Raw genomic sequence first — 19,950 nt, 5'->3', positions numbered from 1 at the left:
AAGCACAAAGGGGACTCAGGGTGACCAAGACCCACAGATCCAAGGCCGCGCTGACGGTGGCCGTCGCGTCGGGCCTGGTGCTCGGCGGGGTGGCCGCACCAGCCGCGCTCGCGACGCCCAGCGCCGACGCGGTCATCGCCGAGGTCTACGGCGGTGGCGGCAACTCCGGCGCCACGCTGACCAACGATTTCGTCGAACTCGCGAACCACGGTACTGCGGCCACGAGCCTCGCCGGTTTCAGCGTCCAGTACCTGCCCGGTTCGGCGAGCGCGTCGAGCACCTGGCAGGTGACGCAGCTGGCCGGGAGCGTCGCGCCGGGCGGGCGCTACCTGGTGGCCGAGGGCAAGGGTGCCGGGGGCACCGTCGCGCTGCCCGCGCCGGACGCGACCGGCACGATCGCGATGTCGGCGACCGCGGGCACGATCGCCCTCGTCTCCGGGACCACCGCGCTGACCTGCAAGACCGCCGCGGACTGCGCGGCCGACGCCCGGATCAAGGACCTCGTCGGGTTCGGCGCCGCCACCGTGCGCGAGGGCAGCCCGACGGCCGCGCCGGCCAACGCGACGTCCGTCGCGCGCGGCACGGCCCTGGCCGACACGGACGACAACGCCGCCGACTTCACCGTCGGCGACCCGACGCCGACCAACGCCGCGGGTGAGACGACCGGCGGCGGCACCGGGCCCGGCGAGCCGGGGACCCCGGCCAAGATCCACGACATCCAGGGCACCACGCGGATTTCCCCGCTGAAGGACCAGAAGGTCAGCGGCGTGACCGGCGTCGTCACCGCGACCCGGACGTTCGGCTCGTCCCGCGGGTTCTGGCTCACCGACCCGGCCCCGGACAACGACCCGCGCACCAGTGAGGGCCTGTTCGTGTTCACCGGCTCGGCCAGCCCGGCCGTCGCGGTCGGTGACGCCGTCACCGCGACCGGCACCGTCCGCGAGTTCTACCCGGACACGCCCTCGACGTCGGTCTACCAGTCGCTCACCGAGCTGAGCAGTGCACAGTGGACGGTCGACTCGCACGACAACGCGCTGCCCGCGCCGACCGTGCTGAGCCCCACGACGGTGCCGGAGACCTACGCACCGTCACCCGGCGGGAACATCGAGGCGCTGCCCCTGGAGCCGGCGAAGTACGCGCTGGACTTCTGGGAGGCGCACGAGAGCGAGATCGTGAGCGTCACCGACGCCCGCGTCGTCGGCCCGTCGAACTCGTTCAACGAGCTGTACGTGACGACCAAGCCGGACCAGCACCGCTCCGTCCGCGGCGGCAGCGTCTACCTGGGCTACGACAAGCTCAACAGCGGTGTCCTCAAGGTGCAGTCGCTGATCTCGTTCGACCAGCGGCCGTTCCCGAAGCTCAACGTCGGTGACGCGCTGACCGGCGTCACGTCCGGTCCGGTCGAGTACAGCACCTTCGGCGGCTACACGCTGTTCGCCAGCGTGCTCGGGGCCGACAAGGACAACGGGCTGCAGGCCGAGACCACGCGCAAGCAGCGCACCGGCGAGCTGGCCGTGGCCACCTACAACGTCGAAAACCTGGCGCCGAGCGACTCGCAGGCGAAGTACGACCGGCTCGGCGAGGCGATCGTGACCCACCTGGCCACGCCGGACATCGTGAACCTGGAAGAGATCCAGGACAACACGGGCGCGACCGACGACGGCGTCGTCGTCGCGGACCAGACGCTGCAGAAGTTCACCGACGCCATCGTCGCCAAGGGTGGCCCGCGCTACCAGTGGCGTTCGATCGACCCGGTGAACGACCAGGACGGCGGCCAGCCGGGTGGCAACATCCGCGTGGCGTTCCTGTTCAACCCGGCTCGCGTGTCCTTTGTGGACCGTCCGGGTGGCACGTCGACCACGCCGGTCAGCGTGACGAAGGACCACGGCAAGGCGCACCTGTCGGCGTCCCCGGGGCGCGTCGACCCGGCCAACGAGGCCTGGACGGCCAGCCGCAAGCCGCTGGCCGGCGAGTTCGTCTTCCAGGGCCGCACGGTGTTCGTCATCGCCAACCACTTCAACTCGAAGGGCGGCGACCAGCCGACGCACGGCCGCAACCAGCCGCCGGTGCGCAGCTCCGAGGTGCAGCGGGCCAAGCAGGCGACGGTGCTGCGCGGGTTCGTCGACTCCCTGCTGGCGGCCGACAAGAACGCCAACATCGTGGTGGCGGGCGACCTGAACGACTACCCGTTCTCGCCGGCCGTCCAGACGCTCACCGCCGGTGGCGCGCTGAAGGACCTGATCGCCACGGTGCCGGAGGCGGAGCGCTACAGCTACGTCTTCGAGGGCCAGTCGCAGGTGCTGGACCACATCCTGGCGTCGAAGGCGCCGCGCGGGGTGGACTACGACGTCGTCCACATCAACGCGGAGTTCGCGGACCAGGCCAGTGACCACGACCCGCAGGTGATCCGGTTCCGGCCGAGCACCGGCAATGCGATCCAGGACGCGCTGTACGACCTGCTCGACTACCTGGAGCAGCTGCTCGGGAAGTACTTCCCGCAGCCGTGATCCAGTTTGGAAGGCCGCCATCGGGGTTGCCCGGTGGCGGCCTTTCTCATGCCTCCTTCGGGTGACATTGGGTGACTCCGAAACCGCTCTGCGTGTTCGGTCGTCTTACTGGACGACGGGGACCACAGGGAGGGGCGGCGTGGACGGCTACGCGGTGAAGGTCGAGGAGCTGGGCAAGCTCGTCGACGACCTGGGCACGGCGGCGGACAGGATGGCCGACGCGAACAGGAAACTCGGCGGCGGCGGGGCGTTCGGTTCCCTCGGCCACGCGGACCTGGGCCGGGCGGGCGTGGAGTTCGAGGAGGCGTGGGGCTACGGCATCGGGCGCCTCGGCGACGCGGCTGCCGGGATCACGGAGCGGCTGAGGCAGGCGAAAGGCAAGTACGAGCAGATCGAGGCCGAGTTCGGCGGGAAGCTGGGGAAGTTCGGGTCCGCGGTGTTCGGCTCGGGTGATGGGCCGGTGGGTGGCGGGATCACCGGCGGGATGCCGGGTGTGGGGGAGCCGGCGGACCCGGACGAGCGCCCGGTCGGCGGGGGCTACCCGGGTGACGTCGCCGGGATTGACGGCCTGGCGGAGCCCGGCAACCGCCCGGTCGGTGGCGGTGCGACCGGTGGCATCACCGACCTCCTGAACGGCCTCGGCCGATGAGCGCCCGCGACTTCCCGGCTTTGGGCTTCGATCCGGCGCCCGGCGATCTCGACGGCGTCACCGAGCTGGCCGGCAAATACCGTGTCGTGAGCCGCGATCTCGCCGAGGCGAACGTTTCGCTGCGCGAGATCGTCACCAATCAGGGTGTCTGGCAGGGCGAAGCGAGCGAGGCGTTCACCCGGCGCGTCGGACCGCTGCCCGGGTACCTCGACGGCGCGGCCAAGTCGATGGGGCAAGCTGCCGACGCGCTGGACGCGTGGTGCCGCGACCTCGGTGACCTGCAGAAACGCGCGGCGGACCTGGAAGCCCGCGCGGAAGCGGCGGCGCGCGCGGCGGAGGAGGCGCGGGCGAACCCCGACCTCGCGCTGGCGAACCGGACGTTCCCGGACCGGCCGTCGTTGCAGATCGCGCAGCGGCTGCTGGACAACGCGGGTCAGCAGCTCGAGAACGCGCTCGACGGCTGCCAGAACGTCCAAGACGCGGCGAAGCAGCTGCTGACCGAGCACACCGACGCCGCGGGCCGGGTCGCCGAGCTGCTGCGGAAGGCGAAAGAGCTGGCGCCGGACGAGCCGGACCTGCTGGACAAGCTGGGCGACGCCGTGGGCGGCGCACTGACCGACCTGTCGAACACGCTGGCCGACTCGGTGGAGGAGGGCTGGAACTTCGTCCAGGACCACGCCGAGGTGATCTCGAAGGTCTCCGATGTCACGGGCGACTTGGGCAACATGCTCGGCATCGTCAGCGATTTCCTGCCCGAGCCCGCCGACATCGTCATGGGTGCGATCGCCACAGGATTGGGAGTCGGGGCTCTGGAGGGCCACTTGGTGGCGAAGGCAGCCGGTGCCGATGTGGCTCCTGAGACCCTGACGTTCGATGCCCTGGGCGCGGTCACTTCGCTGGTAGGTGTGGTTCCCGGCGTATCGGAAACCGTAGCCAAAGCGGCCACTTTCGCCGGCTGGGGACTGCTCGGGGAACAGGTGGGAGGCGAGCTGGCCGCCGACGGCATGGGCAAGGAGTTCGAAGGCCCGATCGGCGACCTCAAGCAGTACTGGGTGCCGAAGAACGCCGGCCAATGGAGCGTGGTCGCGGCTTCGCCGGCCGGGGTCGCGTACTGGAACGCCGTCGATGCGGGGACAGCAGCCGACAACGCGCCTGACCGTCGTCGTGAACGGGCGGAAGACGAGGTGTGGAACTGATGCCGCTGCAGATCGACCTGCCGCCCGGGTTCGCCGGGATGCCGGTGGGCAGTGACGACAAGATGAACCGCGGGCACGCCTGGACCGTCGCCGGGAACCTGGCGTCCGGAGCGGGCAAGAGCATCGAGGAGTTCGGCAGTTACCTGATGGCGCTGGTGCCCTCCATGCAGGCCAACGGTATCCGCGTGTTCGGCAAGTTCGCCGTCGGACCGCGGCAGGGGGACGTCGCGACCCTGACGCTGGGCATGGCGCAGTGGCCGGAGCACGCCGGGAACCCGGACGCCGTCGTCGCGGCGATGGTCACCGAGTACCGGGTCCGGCATCCACGCGCCGTGGCGCATCCGGTACGGCTGCCGATCGGCCCGGCCGTGGTCGCGATCAGCGGCGGTGAATACCGGTTTCCGGAGCGGGACGTGCGCACGCAGATCAAGGCGGAGTACCAGATCCCGTTGCCGGATGGGCGATCCGTGGTGATCCTCGCGGTGGTCGCGGAGTCCGAGGACGCCTGGCCCGCCGTCGCCGAGGCGACGGCGAAGGTGGCTTGGAGCCTGCGCAGCGAGCAGCAGAACGGAGGCCCGCGGTGATCGTGGCGGCCGGATCCGAAACGCTGAAGTCCGTGGCCGCGTACGTGGTCTGGGGCGGGCTCATCGGCGTCGGCATGACGTTCACCATCATCCGGTTCGCGCGATCCCGGAAACCACGGGAAGAACAGATGGCGCGACTGGCGGTGCGGCTCAACGGCGAACGGCAGGTCTACCTCCGGATGGAGGAGAACGGCCTGGACCACGCCGATCTCGTCCGGGTCGCCGGCAGCCGGGGGTACGGGCTCATCGTGCACCGGTTCGGGAAGTACTACGAATTCGTCTACGCACCACACCGCTTCACGCCGACGTTCCGGAGGCCGACTTGAGCAATCCGCAGTTGATCGAGGAACTGCGCTGGCAGCTCAAGCAGATCGAAGAGCGCAAGGCCGAGAACCAGCGCCTGCTCAGCGGAACCTCGCCGGACCGGGTCGTCACCGTGGTCGCCGGGCCCGGCGGTGCGATCAGTGAGGTGCGGCTCGCGCCGGAGGCCATGCGGTTCGACGCCGTCACCCTTGGCCAGGCCATCACCGCGGCGATTCGGGAAGCCGCCTCGGCGTCGCAACAGCCGCGGCGTCGACAGGTTCCAGGAGGCGATGACGAGCCCTACGACACCGTCTTCGACGTCTGAGCTAGGCCTGCGGCGGTTCCACCCCGCGCTTCGCCGCCGCGCGCTTGGCCCGCCAGCCCAAGCCGAGGACCGCCTGCACCAGCTCCTGGTAGCTCGGCTTGACCTCCTCGAGGTACCGCTCGAGGTACGCCGCCCGGGCGGTCGTGACCGGGCGCGGGTTGTCGCCCGGGGGGAGCCACGTCAGGTCCTGGATGTTGTGCAGTGCCATCTTCCACCAGCGCGTCGCGCGCTCGGCCGCGCGTTCTTCGCGCTCGGCCGCGACGGCGATCGCGTTCGTCGCTTCCTCGATCTCCGCCTCGATCGACTCCGCGCGCGCGAGTTCCCAGGCGCGCAGGTTCTCCGCCGAGCCCCGGGACAGGGCGATGATTTCCTTGTACCGCATGGCCGCGGTGGCGCCGTCGTCGGTCATGACGCGTTCTCCGGACGCTGGAACGGGATGATCACTTCGGGGGCGCCGTGCGTCGTCCGGTCGAAGAACAACGCGCGGCCCGGGCGGGGTGACCAGTGCACGACCTGGCCCGCGGCGAACGGCGCGAGCTCGTTGCCCTGGACGTCCAAGGCCGCCCAGGCGCCGATGTCGTCGTTGCCGTTGAAGCCGAGGGTGTCCTTGAGCCGGGCGATGCTGCGCCACCAGCCGATCGTGTGGATGCCGTGGCCGGGGCCCTGCTTCAGGATCACGCGCAGGTGGTCGAGCCCGCTCTTCAGCTGCCCGACCGCTTTCGCCTCGAGTGAAGGCAGGGCCGCGTCGACGCCGTAGAGCAGCAGGATCTTCGCGCCGCCGGACATCGCGCCCGTCATCGACTCGAGCACGCCCGTCAGGTCGTCGACGAGGGTCGCCGCGTGGCCGTCGTGGCGCAGCCGCTCGGTCAGTTCCAGCGCGGCCGGGGCGCACGCCTCGATCGGGCAGCTCAGCAGGAACTCGACTTCGCCGGGGTCGTACTGCCGGGACAGCGACCGCGCCGAAGAGTCCATGATGGACAGTGCCTCGGCGGTGGCGGACCCGAGCACCGCGACGTTGCGGCCCGGCGCCCGGGGCAGTTCGACGCCGCACGCCGCTTCGGTCACGTCGATCGACTGGCCCAGCAGCGCCCGCGGTTTGGACGTCGGCTTGAGGTCGAGGAACGCCGGGAACTGTTCCAGAAAAGGCGAGTGCGCGCCGTCGAACAGGCGCGGCCGCGGGAAGCGGCCCTGGTACTCGTCCCACAGCCGGTGCTGCAGCCGGACGAACACGTTCTTGGTGCTCGCGTCCGGCACATGGGACAGCTGGTTGCCGTGCGCGATACCGGAGTCGTGGTTGATCACCGCGTGCCACTTCGGCGCCGACACCGCCGCGTTGTTCGTCTCGGCCAGCACCCGCCGCGCCTTCGGCATCGCGATCCGCAGGGTGCACTGCTCGAACACCGCCGGCTTGCCCCAGAACGCCTCGATCCCGGCGACGTCCTGGCTCGCCAGCACCATGTGGATGCCCTGCGACCGGCCGCGGCGGGCGATGTCTTCGAGCAGCTGGGTCGCCGTCGCGGTCACCTGGTCGCGCCCGGCGAACAGGTACTGGAACTCGTCGATCACCGCGACGATCCGCGGCCAGTGCCCGCCGGGGTCGGCTTCGCGCAGGTCGGCGAGGTTGGTGACCTCGTGCTCCTTCGCCGCCGACGAACGCCTTCGCAGCTCGTCGGTGAGGAACCGCAGCAGCGCCAGGCCGAACTCGCGGTCGGTGTTGACGTTGACGCCGACCAGCCGCGCGTGCGGCAGCCAGGTCTGGTCCTTGCGCCCCGGCGCCAGGCCGGCGAACGAGACGCCTTCCTTGAAGTCCAGCAGGTACAGCGCCAGCTCGTCCGGGGCGTAGCGCGCCGAAAGGCTGCCGAGCAGCGCGTAGAGGAAGTTCGTCTTGCCGGACCCGGACGGCCCGCCGATCAGCGCGTGCGGGCTCGCGTCCCCGATCACGACCTCGACCGGTTCGCCTTCGAAGAACCCCACCGGGGCACGGAGTTCGCGCGCGGAGCTGTGGTGCCCGAGCTCCGGCGGGAGCAGGTCGTCGAACGACCGCGGCCCGCCCTGCTTGGCGATCAGCGCGTCCGCGATCTTGCCCGCCGCGCGGATGACCTGGCCGGACGGCATCGGCGGATCGAGGTCGACGAGCAGGTCGGTGCCGGTCATGCTGCTGATCGCGTGCCGGTCGTCGGTCAGGCTCAGCGTTTCGACCGACGCGCTGACCGCGGTCGGCACGTCGATCATGATCAGGCAGATCCCGGCGGCCAGCGCGCCGCTCGCGACGCGCTTGAGGTCGCGGGCGCGTTCCGGCTCGAGGGTTTCGCCGTTGCCGTAGAGCACGGCGATGCGGAACGGCTCGATCCGTTGCCCCTGCGCCTTCCGCAGCTCCCGCAACGACGTGTGGCCCGCCTGCATCCCGGTGGCGTGGATGCGGCGGATGTGCCCGGCCAGCTCGTCGAGGAGGTCCTCCAGCCGGCCCGGGTCGTACAGCGAGAGCGCGCTGGTGCGGCTCAGCGGGTAGAGGTCCGGCAGGATCGCGGTCAGCTGCCCGACGTCCCACAGGTGGATGCGCACCGCGCCGGGTTCGAACGTCGAAAGCACGCGGATCAGCAGGTTCTGGACGATGCCGTCGATCGTGGGCCGGGTCTTGGGCGCCGAGGTGATCGCCAGGTGCGACTCGTCGAGCAGCGGGACGGCGACGTCGAAGGTGCGGGTGGCGTCCCCGCCGGCCGCCGTCGCGGAACCGACGCGCCACAAACCGGGCGCGGTGATGCCGGCGTTGTGGCCGACGCGGCCGAGCCACTCGCCCGCCGGTTGCCCGGCCGGGCCGGGTGCGTTCTGCGCCACCAGTTCACGCAGCGTCGACGGACCTTGGCTCCAGTCCGTGTAGTAGGCGCTGCGGACCGAGCCGAGCGCGCCGAAGACCTCGTGCGCGGCGGGGTGGCGGGACCAGTCGTTCTGCTGCTCGGCGCTGGCGTGGTTCATGCCGACGCGGACGATGTCGCGCTCCAGCTCGAGTTTGGCCAGGTCGGCTTCGGCGGCTTGACGGGCTCCGGCCGCCGCTCCCAGCACCAGCCCGATCTGATGGCGGACCCGGTCGAGTGCGGTTTCGACGCGGTTGCGTTGCTCGGCTGATTTGTTGGCCATCGGCGTCCCCAAGAAAAAGGTGTCCCGGAAAGGATTACAGGCGCGACCGGTATCCGCTCACCAGATCCTCGGCGGAGGCCAGCCGGCCGAGGAGCTGATCCAGCCCCTCGCCGGCCTGCGCGTACTGCGAGGGGAGCCAGGGATCGGCCTTGGCCTGGGCATCCACCAGAGCTTGCCGGGCTTCCCCGAGCAGGCTTGTGGCCCGCTCGGAATGGGCGCGCGCGTCGGCGAGCCCGGCCACGACCGCGGTGAGCAGCTGGTGAAGTTCGGCGAGTGTCATCCGGCTAGAGACGCGCCGAGTACGAGTCGGCAGACGAAATGCTGGCCTGGATGGTGCTCTGCATGCCGCTGATGTCGTGCAGTGCCTGGGCCAGCAAGCCGTGGGCCTGGCTCACTTCGTGCTGGCTGCTGCCCTGCGTCGCCTGTGAGAGCGACTGCTGGGCTTCTTCGAGAGACTGCGCTGCTTGCTGGAGGGCGGCGATGCCTGCGGACGCCTTTTCGTTGGCGAGCGCGATGCCAGCGCGGATCTCTTCGACTCCGGCCATCGGGCCTCTACTCCTCGAGTCTGGTTGGTCTTGCGGGGACGGATTTCTATTGAAACAGATCCAGCGACTCACCGTGATCATCTGATGATGCCCAGTGATCGCGAGCCCGGAATCAGCAAGGCCCCGGACGCAGGAACGTCCGGGGCCTGGCCGATCACGGTGCGTGCGGGGGTCAACCCGGCACAATTGCCGCACACTGGCGTCGGTGACCTACGTTGCCCCAGCTCAGAGCGATTTTCGTGCCACTTCGGGCCTCTCTGAACGCGGGCGGTCGAGGTTGGCCGAAGACTATCGCGGACTGATCGACGGGCTGCGCTCAGCCCTGTCCGTAACTCCCTGCCACCACGCAGAAAACTTCAGTTCGTTTTGGTGAAGACGACTCACGTTAGGCCTGGTGGCCGAATGGGTTCCGGGCCCGGAACGACGAAACGCCGAGCGGCCCGTGAAGGCTGCTCGGCGTCTCGCCTGATCAAGTGCGGAGGATACAGGATTCGAACCTGCGAGGGCGTGAACCCAACACGCTTTCCAAGTCTGCGCAGCGCCGTACGCGAGGGTCCGACAGGCTGCGACCTGCAGGTCAGGGCGTTGTGTGTCCCTAGGTGGACCTCGGCGGACTGGAGTGAACGAGACTAGAACTGAGACTAAGTTCGGGGCCTGTCCGTTGGGGTGACAGAGCCTGTATGCGCCAAGCTAGGGTCATGACTTCCCAGTCCGTCCCTGGCGAGCAGGCGGCCAACCGCCTGAGTGACCTTGCTCACACGAAGTTGACCCCGAACTCGCTTGTCGGCTCGTACTTCTACTCCGACGCTGCACGCGGGTGGCGCGGGTGTGTCGTGGCGGAGCCCTCGCCCGGCGTGTACTTGGTCGAAGTGTTCGGCTGGTTGAGCTACGACTCCGTCGAACAAGTCTTGATCAACATCAAGGACATGGTCGACTGGCGCTTCTACGACAACGTGACGTGGCTTGACAACTCTCTTGACGATGCGCGCCGTCGGTGGGGTGCCCACGTGCCGGCGGCCGACGAGTGACCGCTCCGTGTGGCGCGGTGGCTACCTAGGGTCCGGGTCGCGAGCTGAAAGACTATCCTCTGCGGGTGAGTGATGCTGCTCACTGGGTAGAAGCCGAAGGAACGGGGTTGCGCCGGTGGGCACGGTAAGCGCTGTTTATCTTGCGCTGTCACTGTGGCGTAAGGAAAAGCGTGGCGGCCATCGCGAACATGCTTCCCACATTTCTGCCTAACTGGATTCAAGTCGTGAAGGTGGTCGCGCACACGGTTGCGAACCGCCGATGGCCTCACGCGCGACCGCACAGATCATCTCCCAGGCGGTGTCTACGCAGCGGCCGTAGTCATCCAGCACGGCCCGTCGACGCGACCGTGCGCAAGCGCTATGGCCAAGTGAGCGCTAAGCTGTTTGTTACTTTGAACGCAGCGGTTAGGAGTTGAAGTGGCGACTGAAGGACGACGGCCGTTGGCTGGGCCGCGCGACGGTCAAACATGGGCAACTCCGACGACGCCCGCGATCAAAGACATACTTGGCGAGATTGACAGAGGGCGTCTTGCGCTGCCCGACTTCCAAAGAAGTTTCGTATGGGATCCAGCCGACACCCAAAAGCTTCTCGTGTCGATCATCGCCCGATACCCAGCGGGAACATTGCTCTTCTGGGAGCAAGACGATAATCAGATTCGAGCGCGGGCCTTTGAGGGCTACGAAGTCGAAATGAAGAAGAATCCAGCCCTCGTCTTGGATGGCCAGCAACGACTAACAGCAATCATCCAAGCTCTTGCCGGGGAAGGTTTGCACTTATTCTACGCGGACCTAAAGAAACTTGAGATTGCACACCGGGAAGGATCTGAAGAGCTAGACGCGAGCCGGCTAGACGACGTAATTGTCTACCGAGAGGTCAAAGCGAGAACAAAGGCTAAGCGTCCACCTGCCGATCGTAGAGAAGAAGCCGAACAGGATCTCTTTCCGCTCAGCTTGGTGGGTGGCGACGAAATCGAAGATTGGGTCGACGAGATCGAAAATATTGACATCTACGCTGACAAAAAAGCGGAGCGGAAGCGAGTTCAGAAGCTCATAAAAGAGTACTTGCGTCCGATTCGCGAGTACCGCTTTCCGGTCGTCGAACTCCCTGGCTCTACTCCTCTGGATGCGGTTTGTCGAATCTTCGAAACACTCAATCGCACCGGCATTAAGCTTACGGTCTTCGAACTGTTGACCGCGAGGTTTTGGCCTGCGGGGATCGACTTGCGTGGGGCATGGGAGAAGGCAAAGAAGAAACATCCTATTCTGATCGAATATAAGATTGACCCCTACAGCTTATTGCAAGCGGTCACCCTAAACTCCACGCGAGCAAAGTGGCGAAAGACGTCTGCTGTAAGCAGGCCTACCGCTTCCGCGCAGCGGAGCGACGTACTTGAACTCGGCCCTGCTGAGTTCAATCAGTACTGGCCGGAAGTTGTCAGCGGAGCAGCGAAGGCCCTCACCATGCTTCGAACAGACTGTGGCGTCTTAAGCCCTAAGTGGCTCCCTTATTCTATGTTGGTTGTACCGCTGGCGGCTGCCTGGCCCCTGGTTGAAGAGCAGAGCGGAGCGAATGTAGCCGCAGCAAAGGCAAAGCTTCGCCGTTTCTTCTGGTGTTCCGTCTTTATGCGCAACTATGACCAGGGTGGCAACAGTCAGGCCGGTCGTGACTTTGTCGACATCGAAGGGTGGCTAACAGGGGAAGGGGCTCCCCCTGAGGCTGTTGCGGACTTCGTGGTCCCCAGTGAGACCCTAGACACTGCGAAGGTGAACCTTCAAGCTCTCTATAAGGGTGTCATTGCCCTCACGTTAAGCGCCGGCGCACGTGACTTTCATACCGGTTCACAGATCGTCTCCGAGTCACTTCAAAAAGATTCAATTGATGCTCATCACGTTTTTCCGAAAGCCTTCTTGCAAGAATTTGGTGCGAAGGATGCGCCTTCTGAGTTGATCCTCAATCGCGCACTGATCGACTCGACTACCAATCAGCGCCTTGGCAGGACTGGCCCCTCGAAATACTTCGAGGTGATTGAGGAATCTCTTGGGCAGGAGCAATTGACAACAATTCTTGATTCGCAACTCCTTCCGTCAGACGATTCGTCTGGCCTGTTTGCTAACGACTACGACAAGTTTCTTAGTGAACGCAAGAAGCTGGTTGTTGAACAAATAGTCCGAGTAACGTCGTAAGGCGTTTGCTAGTGCGGACTAAATATATTTCTCAGTTCTTCAACTCGTGGGAACAGTTTCCTGATTAGCAGGTAGCTGTCGATCGCTCTTTGGCAGCTTTCCATGTTAGAAGTAAATGGCGGACCTTCGAGAGATTTGATCATTTTGGTTTCGATTTGTTGCTGTACCTTATCGATAATGGCCTGAAGTTCTAGCAGGGCCGCACCCTTGGGCGCATACGGAAACCCCTCCGCCTTTAAGGGTAAGTAGTTCTCCGCCGCGAGCCATCGACCATCTAGTTCTTGAATTCTGGGCCTGACGTATTGATCCAGAGATTCCCAGGCTGCGTCGTACATTAGACACATCGTCTTGTTCAATGTTTCTCCGGGAAGGGTCGAACTCATTTTCTCGCGCAGTTCCACAATCTCAACCTCGAATCGGCGAAGTTCGTCAATGTACAACGAGTCCGCCTCTATCGAGCCGCCCATTGGGCCAGTTCCAGGGCCCACATTAGGAAGTAGTACCTTAGCGCGTGAAATACAGTACTTGAGTAAGCTTATGCAGTCTAGAAGTTCGCCGTCAGGAGATTTGTAGCTTGTAGCAATTGCGAAACGCATCTGTCGAGTACAATCTTCAAGAATTCGAGCAGTGGAGCTCCATTGCCGTCGCTCTTCTTGTAGAACGGTGAGTCGCTGAATGATGCCCACGGCAACGGGAATTCCAAGGCAGGCTCCCGTAGCGGTGGTTAAGATATTGGTGGCATACGGTCGAGTTGACCAGAATCCAGTCTTGTCGCCGTACAGTCCAGCGGCGAGCAAAATGAAGAACCCGCAAGGTAGGACCCAAAATATCAGCCCACGCCACAATGGTGGAAGGCCGAGCCTTCGATGCGTTTTCGAGATTTTGCGACGAGCTGATGCTTTCCTGGGGTCACCGGTATATGTCATTATTAAAGTAGTTTCTCACGGAAGCGCCACGCGCGTTCCAGAATGCACGCACCTGGCGAGGCCATAGGTTCCTGTGTGAGCAGTCGTGCAACGTTCTCTGCTGTGAATGGAACACCCTCGGATACTGATGATGACTCTGAGGCAGTTACGAGGACGCCTTCGGCATTGACGTCGACCGCGTCTCCGAACAGATCGTCAAAGACGTCGTCGTCCATAACGACGACAGTCAGGATGGTCGCGGTGAGTGTAAGAGTATCGAGTCCGATACCGAGGCAGTAAGCGGTGACGTGTTCCCTCTTGCGCGCTGTCTGGAGATCGCGGTACAGCGACCAGTTCTCATAGTCGAGTGGCTCGCCCTGGCTGCCGTCGCGTTCCGGCTCGCCGAGGATCTCCTCGGAGTACTCCCGGACCATGCTGCGCCACAGGTCGAAGTCGTTCTCCTTGTCCCAGGCTCCGACCGATGACGGCTGGAACTCGCCGGCCGGGATGAGGCCGTAGATGCCGGCGGCCGTCGCGACCTTCGCCGGGTCGCGCCAGTGCAGTAGGAACGTGGCCTTGCCGGTGTCCCGCTGGCGGCGGAGAGTCAGCGTCTCAATCGCGGGCATGACCGGTCGGCGCTCCAGGTCGAACGGGTCGCCGATCAGGCCGCGCAGCGGGAGTTCCGACCAGTCCGCGCGCGGCATCTTCCGGTTCGGTGCCTGCGCGACGGCCAGCTCGTGCGCGATGGCCTCGGATAGGTCGAGCTTGTCGAAGTACGTCGCCAGGCCGAACGTCATCCGCTCGTTCGACGGCGTCAGGTCGACGTCCAGCAGCCGGTAGCTCGTCCGGTTCTCGAACAGCGACGGCGGGTCCAGGTACTTGATCGCCGATGTGTAGCGCTCGAAGCGGCGGCCGGGAGCGCGGAGCGGCAAAGCCTTGTCCGCCTCGGGTTCGGTGCCAGTGACGGTGATGGGGACTCGGTGGTCCGCCCACTCAAGCTTGATGTCCTCCAGGCGCACGGGTGCTGGCGGCATCCACGCCCGCCGGGCGATCAGCGGAGCCTTTCCGATGCGCGCTTCCGGCCGGTAGAGCGACGCGGCCGCCTCGGCGAGGTCGCGCCGACGGCTGTTGAGCTCGCGGCGCATCCGGCGCCACTCTTCCTGGCTCACCGCGACCGGGTCGACCTCGTTGACCAGTGCAGACGTCGACGGGGGAGCTACGGGCTGCAGCAGCTCCTTGGACAGCCCGAGGCGTGAGGGGGAGATGCTGAGCTGGTTGGCGACTCGCAGCAGAGTGTCCAGATCTCGGACCTGTCGTTGGCCGGTCTCGATCTTCGAGATGTACGACTGGTCCATGTTGAGGATCTGGGCCAAATCCGCCTGGTTGAGACCGTTGGTCTTCCGGTACTCCTTCAGAACCTCGGCAAGCAGCCCGGTGTTCAGTTCGACCTCGGTTGTCGACCTCGGCGAGAGCCACGGCTGGTCTGCTTCCACTGGGGGCAAGTCCCTTCGTTTCGATCTTTTTCGGCTGCGATCGGGCGGACTAGATAGCGTTTGAACTGCGGTTATGCCTGGCTGTCATGCGGGAGCGGCGTTAGGACTGTCCGGCCTTGGACTGTGGTGGTGCTCACGGGCGAAGCTAGCTCCATGATCACGAACCAAGGCCCGAACGGCCGGACATCACGAACGCTTCTCAAGCTCCTCTACCCGGCGACGGAGGTCGGCAACCTCGGCTCGGAGAGCTGCGACGTCATCGGCGGGCGCGCTCTCATCCGGGAAGCTCCGGACGAACGTGCCTCGCCCGGCGGCGGACTCGAGCACGCCGGCGTGCTGCAGCTCCCGGATGGCGTTGTGGACGGTCAGCTCGGCGACGTTGTACGTCCCGGCCAACGCCTTGAGCGACGGGATCTTCTCCCCGAGGGCGAACTCGCCGGCTCGGATGCGACGGACCAGGTCATCCCTGATCTGTGCGCCTAGCGGCTGCGCTCCCTGCTGATCGATAGGCATCTGGCCAGCGTACGCAGAAAACCAACATCACCTTAATGCGCCACACGTGCAGCCTTGACTTACCTAAGTACTATAAGGTGCACTAAGGCACAGCAAGGCACTCGATCGAAAGGTTCCACATGAAGTCCGCGCACATCATCAACCGGGTTGTCCATTTCGCTGCTGACGGCGTTTCCGCTGCTCACGGGCACTGCCCTGACGGTCTGGACGAGTCCGCCATCGACGCACTGATCGCCGAGGTCGACCAGGAGTTGACCGCCGCGACGGCCGTGGCCGAGACCCGCATCCGGCACACGTTCACCGATTCGCAGCACGCCAACCGCACTCGCCGGCGCACCAGCCGCGCGGCGCTGCGGGTCCTGCCGGTCCGCCTCGACATGGCCGAGACGGCGGAGAGCGGCGAGGCCGCATGACTGTCCGACTCGTCATCTCCGCATTTGGCCCCGACACGGCGGCTCATCCCGCCAAGAACGCGCACGCCGCGTCGGGTCTCCCCAACCACCACGCAGGTAGCTACTCGGAGAGGTCTCCCATGGTAAGCACCCTCACCCCTCGGGCGATCGAGCGTTTGGCGATCCGCCGGTTCACCGACACCGGCCGGTCGTGGGCCAAGGCACCGGCCGCCACGCGCAGCACCTGGCTCGCGGACGTCGAGCCGATCATCCGCGCCGAACACGGCATCGCGCTCGACGCGGTCTGGCACGGCGGCGGCTGGCAGGCACCCGGTCAGACCGACCTGTTCGACGTGTCGGAGGTGGCCTGAGATGTCCACGCAGATGCTGATGATCCTCGGTGGCCTCGCCCTGGTCGGCGTGTTCTCCGTGTGGCGCTCCGGCCGCAAATCCGCGGTACGCGCCCAGAAGGGCGTCCGCGAAGTCACCCGCATGACCGGCAACACCATCCGCCTGGTCCTGGCCACGGCGATCATCGCGTTCGTCCAGTGGCTGGTGATCGTGAAAATCCAGAACACCACCGCCACCTGGATCGCGCTGCTCGTCCCGGCGCTGCTGGCCGCCGCCACGATCGTGCGGCTGATGGCCATCACCGAAATCGTCCACACCACCCGTGGGGGTCGTCGCTGATGTTCGGCAAGAAGAAGACCGAAGACGACGCCATCGCGGCCGCCGTCATCCACACCCTCCTGTCCGGCCTCAAGCCGGAACACCGCAGCGGCGTCCTCGGCGAGCTGACCGACGACCAGCGCCGCCAGGTCCTCGCCGCCGAGCTGGAAGGCCGCAAGGACCGCTGGAACCGCACGCACGACACGAACTGGGGGCAGAGCTGATGAGCACCGACACCTTTACACCGCAGGACGCCAAGCACCAGCCGCTGACCGACGCTGACAAGCTCGCCCAGGACGCCGCCACCGCCGCGAAGGTCCGCCGGCTGTCCAACCACCCGGACGTGGTCGCGCTGCGGGTGGAGAAGGTCCGCACGCAGATCGACACCGTGATCTGGCTCGGGATCTTCCTGGGCTTGGCGTTCACCATGGTCAACGTCCAGAGCTTCGCCGCCGCCGGCGCGGCCACCTGGTCACTCGGCTGGCTCGCCGGCTGGCTGCTGGACCCGATGGTGTCGCTGGTCCTGGTCGCGGTGCTGCGGGCGGAGCAGGTCACCGCCCGGTACCAGGTCGAGACCGGGGCGTGGGCGCACCGGACGAAGTGGTTCGCGTTCCTGGCCACCTACGTCATGAACACCTGGAAGTCCTGGACGCACTTGGACGTGGCCGGGGTGGTGCTGCACTCGGTTCCGCCGGTGCTGGTGTTCCTCGCGGCGGAGACGGCGCCGGTGCTGCGGGACAAGCTCACCGAGGCCGTCATGGCCGCCGCCGGCACCGCGTTCACCGGACAGCCCGCCACCGACGCCCCTGCCGCCGTGCCCGCTGCTGCGGCGGAGGACAGCGCGGGGGAGACGCCCGTCCCGGTCACCCGGCCGCGTCGCCGTCCGGCCCGCAAGCCCGCCGCCAAGCCCGCCCGGAAGCTGCGCGGGGACTACCTGGCCGACGCCCGCACCGCGTGGACACCCGGCATCGAGATCACCCCGGCGTGGGTCCGGTCGGTCTGCCCGGAGATCTCGCGCGGCACCAGCAAGAACGTCGCCGACGACCTGATCGCCGAAACCACCCGCCCGGCCATCGCGCCGGTGCCCGCCGACCAGCCCGTGACCGTCGATGAGGAGGAGGCCGCCTGATGTCCACCACCGCCGATCACACCCCCGAGTCCGTGAACGGACCCGACCCCGAAGGGCCCCTCTCCGTGAACAGCACGCCCGACCCGTCCACGAACACCCCGACCGACGCACCCGTGAACGCCACCGACGACACCGCCGCGAACACCGACACCGCAGTCACCCGTGGCGGGAACGTCGTCCCGATCCGACCCGACACCGCCCACACGCCTGAGGAGATCCCGGAGCAGGACCGGCCCGCCGCCGACGACGCGGCGGAGCCCGGCACGGTCGTCCGGCTGGTCGACCCGCCCGCGACGAAGGCGACGTGGTGGGAGACCGCCGGCCACGCCACCGCCCGGCCGCTGGTCGCGCGCTGGCTGACCTCCGCCGAGGAGTTCAAGTCGCGGGCCCGGTTCCTGGTCCGCTACGCCGCCCACACCACCGCGTTCCACGCGCTGCGGGTGCCGGTGTACGTGCCGACCGCGTTCTTGCGCTCGTTCGGCGCGACCGGTCGCCTGGTCGCCCGGCTGCGCGCGTGGGTGTACGACGCGGAATCCCACCCGGTCCGTATGAACGCCCGCGACCGCGCCGACGCCGAGCTGTACATGAAGCTGCGCGAGATCCGCAACGACACCGTGCGCCGCCGCATGGGACCGGTGATGTTCGCCGTGGTCGTGCTCCTGGCCATCGTCTACCTGTGCATCACGTTCGTCACGCCGTTCTGGAACTGGACCGGCCTGGTCGTCGCGATGACGCTCGTGGGCTGGTGGGGCGCCCCGGCCGACAAGCCGGTCGCCGGCCGCGCCGTGGACGCGGTCAAGACACCCAAGCTGACGTCGTCGATGATCGAGGACGCGCTCTGCTCTCTCGGGATCGGTGGCCTGAACCAGGCCTATGCCAAGGGCAAGCGCATCGAGTTCCCGAACCCGATCGCCCGCGACGGCGACGGCTGGCGCGCGGACGTCGACCTCCCGCTGGGCGTGACGGCTGGGGACATCATCGCCAAGCGCGACGAGCTGTCCTCCGCACTGCGCCGCCAGATCGGGTGCGTGTGGCCGGAAGGGGACGCGAAGGTCCACGAAGGACGGTTGGTGCTGTGGGTCGGGGACACCGACATGTCCAAGGCCAAGCAGAAACCGTGGCCGCTGGCCAAGCCGGCCGCGACCGTGGACCTGTTCACGGCCCAGCCCTTCGGCACCGACCAGCGCGGCCGCTGGGTGCCCATCACGCTGATGTTCGCGTCCATGGTGATAGGCGCGGTCCCGCGCATGGGCAAGACCGTGACCCTGCGGGAACTGCTGCTGATCGCCGCCCTCGACCCGCGCGCGGTGCTCTACGCCTACGACCTCAAGGGCACCGGTGACCTCTCGCCGCTGGGGCAGTGCGCGCAGGCCTACGGCGTGGGCGATGACCCCGAGGACATCGAACGCATGGTGGTCGAGATGCGGGAGCTGCGCGAGGAGATGCGGCGGCGCACCAAGGTGATCCGCAACCTGCCGGAGTCGGTCTGCCCGGACAACAAGGTCACCCCGGAGCTGGCCGCGCGTAAGGACTTGCGGCTCGCACCGATCGTGGTCGGGGTGGACGAGTGCCAGGTGTGGTTCGAGCACCCCGAACACGGCGAGGAGCTGGAGGAGATCTGCACCGACCTGGTCAAACGCGGCCCCGCCTTGGGAATCACGCTGATCCTGGCCACGCAGCGCCCGGACGCGAAGTCGCTGCCCACGGGCATCTCCGCCAACGCCATCCTGCGGTTCTGCCTCAAGGTGATGGGGCAGCAGGCCAACGACATGGTTCTCGGGACGTCGCAGTACAAGTCCGGGGTGCGGGCCACGATGTTCGCCCGCTCCGACCGGGGTATCGGCTACCTCGCCGGTGAAGGCGACGACGCGCAGATCGTGCGCAGCGTCTACAAGGACGCCACCGACGCCAAGAAGATCGCCGCCGGCGCCCGCGCCCGGCGGGAAGCGCTGGGCAACATCACCGGCTACGCCGCCGGTGAGGCCGTGGACGTCGAGGCCGCGCGGTTGGACCCGCTGGCCGACACCGTCGCGGTGTTCGCCCGTGGTGAGGACAAGCTCTGGTCCGACGCCATCGTGACCCGGCTCGCCGAACTGCGGCCCGGCCAGTACCGGGGTTGGACCGCGCAGAACCTCGCCACCGCGCTCAAGCCCTACGGCGTCAAGCCCAAGCAGGTGTGGAGCACCGACCCGGACACGGGGAAGGGCGCTAACCGCAACGGCTACACCCGCGACGCCCTCACCACCGCCAAGAACAACCGAGCGTAACCAGTATCGGAGGCTAGGGGCGGTGCGCGTCCTAGACCGGACCGCCCCTAGACCTAGACCCCTCCTCTAGACATTCGCAGCAGTCGTGACCAGCGCACTAGCGCCCTAGGTCCACCTCGCTCCGAC

Annotated in this window: 21 protein-coding genes; 14 read left to right on the top strand and 7 right to left on the bottom strand. The window is 66.8% G+C overall.

The features are described from left to right. The first annotated feature begins 20 nt into the window (after nucleotides 1–20). From OHS18_RS28615 to OHS18_RS28590, 6 genes are all read left to right on the top strand, one after another. Nucleotides 21–2,507, top strand: coding sequence for an endonuclease/exonuclease/phosphatase family protein (locus OHS18_RS28615; RefSeq protein WP_328613014.1), 2,487 nt, complete (start codon nucleotides 21–23; stop codon nucleotides 2,505–2,507). A 139-nt stretch (nucleotides 2,508–2,646) separates the two neighbouring features. Further along, a complete protein-coding gene (locus OHS18_RS28610; RefSeq protein ID WP_328613013.1) occupies nucleotides 2,647–3,156 on the top strand; it encodes a hypothetical protein in 510 nt (169 codons plus the stop codon). Then, nucleotides 3,153–4,352, top strand: coding sequence for a putative T7SS-secreted protein (locus tag OHS18_RS28605; RefSeq protein WP_328613012.1), 1,200 nt, complete (start codon nucleotides 3,153–3,155; stop codon nucleotides 4,350–4,352). The genes OHS18_RS28610 and OHS18_RS28605 overlap by 4 nt, the downstream gene beginning before the upstream one ends. Continuing rightward, nucleotides 4,352–4,936, top strand: coding sequence for a hypothetical protein (locus OHS18_RS28600; protein WP_328613011.1), 585 nt, complete (start codon nucleotides 4,352–4,354; stop codon nucleotides 4,934–4,936). Before OHS18_RS28605 ends, OHS18_RS28600 begins: the two co-directional genes overlap by 1 nt. Next, nucleotides 4,933–5,262: a hypothetical protein gene (locus tag OHS18_RS28595; protein ID WP_328447485.1), complete on the top strand. Its 330-nt coding sequence runs from the start codon at nucleotides 4,933–4,935 to the stop codon at nucleotides 5,260–5,262. The genes OHS18_RS28600 and OHS18_RS28595 overlap by 4 nt, the downstream gene beginning before the upstream one ends. Then, entirely contained in the window at nucleotides 5,259–5,564 is a 306-nt protein-coding gene (locus tag OHS18_RS28590) for a YbaB/EbfC family nucleoid-associated protein (RefSeq protein WP_328613010.1), read from the top strand. The genes OHS18_RS28595 and OHS18_RS28590 overlap by 4 nt, the downstream gene beginning before the upstream one ends. Nucleotide 5,565: 1 nt before the next feature. On the opposite strand, the gene OHS18_RS28585 is transcribed toward OHS18_RS28590, so the two are convergent. From OHS18_RS28585 to OHS18_RS28570, 4 genes are read right to left on the bottom strand one after another with little or no spacing between them, the layout of a single operon-like run. Next, nucleotides 5,566–5,973 (bottom strand): hypothetical protein, encoded by a 408-nt coding sequence (locus tag OHS18_RS28585; protein WP_328447489.1) that lies wholly within the window; start codon nucleotides 5,971–5,973, stop codon nucleotides 5,566–5,568. Beyond that, nucleotides 5,970–8,699 (bottom strand): FtsK/SpoIIIE domain-containing protein, encoded by a 2,730-nt coding sequence (locus tag OHS18_RS28580; RefSeq protein WP_328613009.1) that lies wholly within the window; start codon nucleotides 8,697–8,699, stop codon nucleotides 5,970–5,972. The genes OHS18_RS28585 and OHS18_RS28580 overlap by 4 nt, the downstream gene beginning before the upstream one ends. 34 nt (nucleotides 8,700–8,733) lie before the next feature. Further along, nucleotides 8,734–8,979 carry a hypothetical protein gene (locus OHS18_RS28575; RefSeq protein ID WP_323324606.1) on the bottom strand — a complete coding sequence of 82 codons (246 nt, stop codon included), beginning with the start codon at nucleotides 8,977–8,979 and terminating at the stop codon, nucleotides 8,734–8,736. Between the two features lie 4 nt (nucleotides 8,980–8,983). Continuing rightward, on the bottom strand, nucleotides 8,984–9,244 hold the full coding sequence (locus tag OHS18_RS28570; protein WP_247058976.1) for a hypothetical protein: 261 nt from the start codon (nucleotides 9,242–9,244) through the stop codon (nucleotides 8,984–8,986). Between the two features lie 698 nt (nucleotides 9,245–9,942). On the opposite strand from OHS18_RS28570, the gene OHS18_RS28565 reads away from it, so the two are divergent. Both OHS18_RS28565 and OHS18_RS28560 read left to right on the top strand, forming a co-directional pair. Then, on the top strand, nucleotides 9,943–10,272 hold the full coding sequence (locus OHS18_RS28565; RefSeq protein WP_328613008.1) for a hypothetical protein: 330 nt from the start codon (nucleotides 9,943–9,945) through the stop codon (nucleotides 10,270–10,272). A 417-nt stretch (nucleotides 10,273–10,689) separates the two neighbouring features. Continuing rightward, nucleotides 10,690–12,456 carry a GmrSD restriction endonuclease domain-containing protein gene (locus OHS18_RS28560; RefSeq protein ID WP_328613007.1) on the top strand — a complete coding sequence of 589 codons (1,767 nt, stop codon included), beginning with the start codon at nucleotides 10,690–10,692 and terminating at the stop codon, nucleotides 12,454–12,456. Between the two features lie 8 nt (nucleotides 12,457–12,464). Here OHS18_RS28560 and OHS18_RS28555 read toward each other — a convergent pair whose 3' ends face one another. The 3 genes from OHS18_RS28555 to OHS18_RS28545 all read right to left on the bottom strand — a co-directional run bounded on the left by OHS18_RS28555 (nucleotide 12,465) and on the right by OHS18_RS28545 (nucleotide 15,367). Next, nucleotides 12,465–12,857, bottom strand: coding sequence for a hypothetical protein (locus OHS18_RS28555; RefSeq protein ID WP_328613006.1), 393 nt, complete (start codon nucleotides 12,855–12,857; stop codon nucleotides 12,465–12,467). A gap of 527 nt (nucleotides 12,858–13,384) precedes the next feature. After that, nucleotides 13,385–14,854, bottom strand: coding sequence for a helix-turn-helix domain-containing protein (locus tag OHS18_RS28550; RefSeq protein ID WP_328613005.1), 1,470 nt, complete (start codon nucleotides 14,852–14,854; stop codon nucleotides 13,385–13,387). A gap of 186 nt (nucleotides 14,855–15,040) precedes the next feature. Next, the gene (locus OHS18_RS28545) at nucleotides 15,041–15,367 is read right to left on the bottom strand and encodes a GntR family transcriptional regulator (RefSeq protein ID WP_328613004.1); all 327 of its coding nucleotides are present in this window, start codon (nucleotides 15,365–15,367) and stop codon (nucleotides 15,041–15,043) included. A 119-nt stretch (nucleotides 15,368–15,486) separates the two neighbouring features. Here OHS18_RS28545 and OHS18_RS28540 point away from each other — a divergent pair, with 119 nt between their 5' ends. From OHS18_RS28540 to OHS18_RS28515, 6 genes are all read left to right on the top strand, one after another. Next, the gene (locus OHS18_RS28540) at nucleotides 15,487–15,780 is read left to right on the top strand and encodes a hypothetical protein (RefSeq protein ID WP_328613003.1); all 294 of its coding nucleotides are present in this window, start codon (nucleotides 15,487–15,489) and stop codon (nucleotides 15,778–15,780) included. Nucleotides 15,781–15,899: 119 nt separating this feature from the next. Next, nucleotides 15,900–16,130: a hypothetical protein gene (locus OHS18_RS28535; RefSeq protein ID WP_328613002.1), complete on the top strand. Its 231-nt coding sequence runs from the start codon at nucleotides 15,900–15,902 to the stop codon at nucleotides 16,128–16,130. 1 nt (nucleotide 16,131) lies between these two features. After that, nucleotides 16,132–16,449 (top strand): hypothetical protein, encoded by a 318-nt coding sequence (locus tag OHS18_RS28530; protein WP_328613001.1) that lies wholly within the window; start codon nucleotides 16,132–16,134, stop codon nucleotides 16,447–16,449. After that, nucleotides 16,449–16,652 (top strand): hypothetical protein, encoded by a 204-nt coding sequence (locus OHS18_RS28525; protein WP_328613000.1) that lies wholly within the window; start codon nucleotides 16,449–16,451, stop codon nucleotides 16,650–16,652. The genes OHS18_RS28530 and OHS18_RS28525 overlap by 1 nt, the downstream gene beginning before the upstream one ends. After that, complete coding sequence (locus OHS18_RS28520) at nucleotides 16,652–17,557, top strand: hypothetical protein (RefSeq protein ID WP_328612999.1); 906 nt, start codon at nucleotides 16,652–16,654, stop codon at nucleotides 17,555–17,557. Before OHS18_RS28525 ends, OHS18_RS28520 begins: the two co-directional genes overlap by 1 nt. Further along, nucleotides 17,557–19,824 (top strand): FtsK/SpoIIIE domain-containing protein, encoded by a 2,268-nt coding sequence (locus OHS18_RS28515; RefSeq protein WP_328612998.1) that lies wholly within the window; start codon nucleotides 17,557–17,559, stop codon nucleotides 19,822–19,824. The genes OHS18_RS28520 and OHS18_RS28515 overlap by 1 nt, the downstream gene beginning before the upstream one ends. Nucleotides 19,825–19,950 lie beyond the last annotated feature (126 nt).

The sequence above is a fragment of the Amycolatopsis sp. NBC_00355 genome, assembly GCF_036104975.1.
Lineage (GTDB): Bacteria > Actinomycetota > Actinomycetes > Mycobacteriales > Pseudonocardiaceae > Amycolatopsis.
Note: the sequence above shows the minus strand (reverse complement) of the source record. Positions and strands in the feature narration are given on the sequence as shown.

What these genes read in the sequence shown, in the direction of transcription:
- OHS18_RS28605 (WP_328613012.1), top strand. Translation starts at nt 3,153, where the DNA reads ATGAGCGCCCGCGACTTCCCGGCTTTGGGCTTCGATCCGGCGCCCGGC.
- OHS18_RS28600 (WP_328613011.1), top strand. Translation starts at nt 4,352, where the DNA reads ATGCCGCTGCAGATCGACCTGCCGCCCGGGTTCGCCGGGATGCCGGTG.
- OHS18_RS28585 (WP_328447489.1), bottom strand. Translation starts at nt 5,973, where the DNA reads ATGACCGACGACGGCGCCACCGCGGCCATGCGGTACAAGGAAATCATC.
- OHS18_RS28580 (WP_328613009.1), bottom strand. Translation starts at nt 8,699, where the DNA reads ATGGCCAACAAATCAGCCGAGCAACGCAACCGCGTCGAAACCGCACTC.
- OHS18_RS28575 (WP_323324606.1), bottom strand. Translation starts at nt 8,979, where the DNA reads ATGACACTCGCCGAACTTCACCAGCTGCTCACCGCGGTCGTGGCCGGG.
- OHS18_RS28570 (WP_247058976.1), bottom strand. Translation starts at nt 9,244, where the DNA reads ATGGCCGGAGTCGAAGAGATCCGCGCTGGCATCGCGCTCGCCAACGAA.
- OHS18_RS28565 (WP_328613008.1), top strand. Translation starts at nt 9,943, where the DNA reads ATGACTTCCCAGTCCGTCCCTGGCGAGCAGGCGGCCAACCGCCTGAGT.
- OHS18_RS28545 (WP_328613004.1), bottom strand. Translation starts at nt 15,367, where the DNA reads ATGCCTATCGATCAGCAGGGAGCGCAGCCGCTAGGCGCACAGATCAGG.
- OHS18_RS28540 (WP_328613003.1), top strand. Translation starts at nt 15,487, where the DNA reads ATGAAGTCCGCGCACATCATCAACCGGGTTGTCCATTTCGCTGCTGAC.
- OHS18_RS28535 (WP_328613002.1), top strand. Translation starts at nt 15,900, where the DNA reads ATGGTAAGCACCCTCACCCCTCGGGCGATCGAGCGTTTGGCGATCCGC.
- OHS18_RS28530 (WP_328613001.1), top strand. Translation starts at nt 16,132, where the DNA reads ATGTCCACGCAGATGCTGATGATCCTCGGTGGCCTCGCCCTGGTCGGC.
- OHS18_RS28525 (WP_328613000.1), top strand. Translation starts at nt 16,449, where the DNA reads ATGTTCGGCAAGAAGAAGACCGAAGACGACGCCATCGCGGCCGCCGTC.
- OHS18_RS28520 (WP_328612999.1), top strand. Translation starts at nt 16,652, where the DNA reads ATGAGCACCGACACCTTTACACCGCAGGACGCCAAGCACCAGCCGCTG.
- OHS18_RS28515 (WP_328612998.1), top strand. Translation starts at nt 17,557, where the DNA reads ATGTCCACCACCGCCGATCACACCCCCGAGTCCGTGAACGGACCCGAC.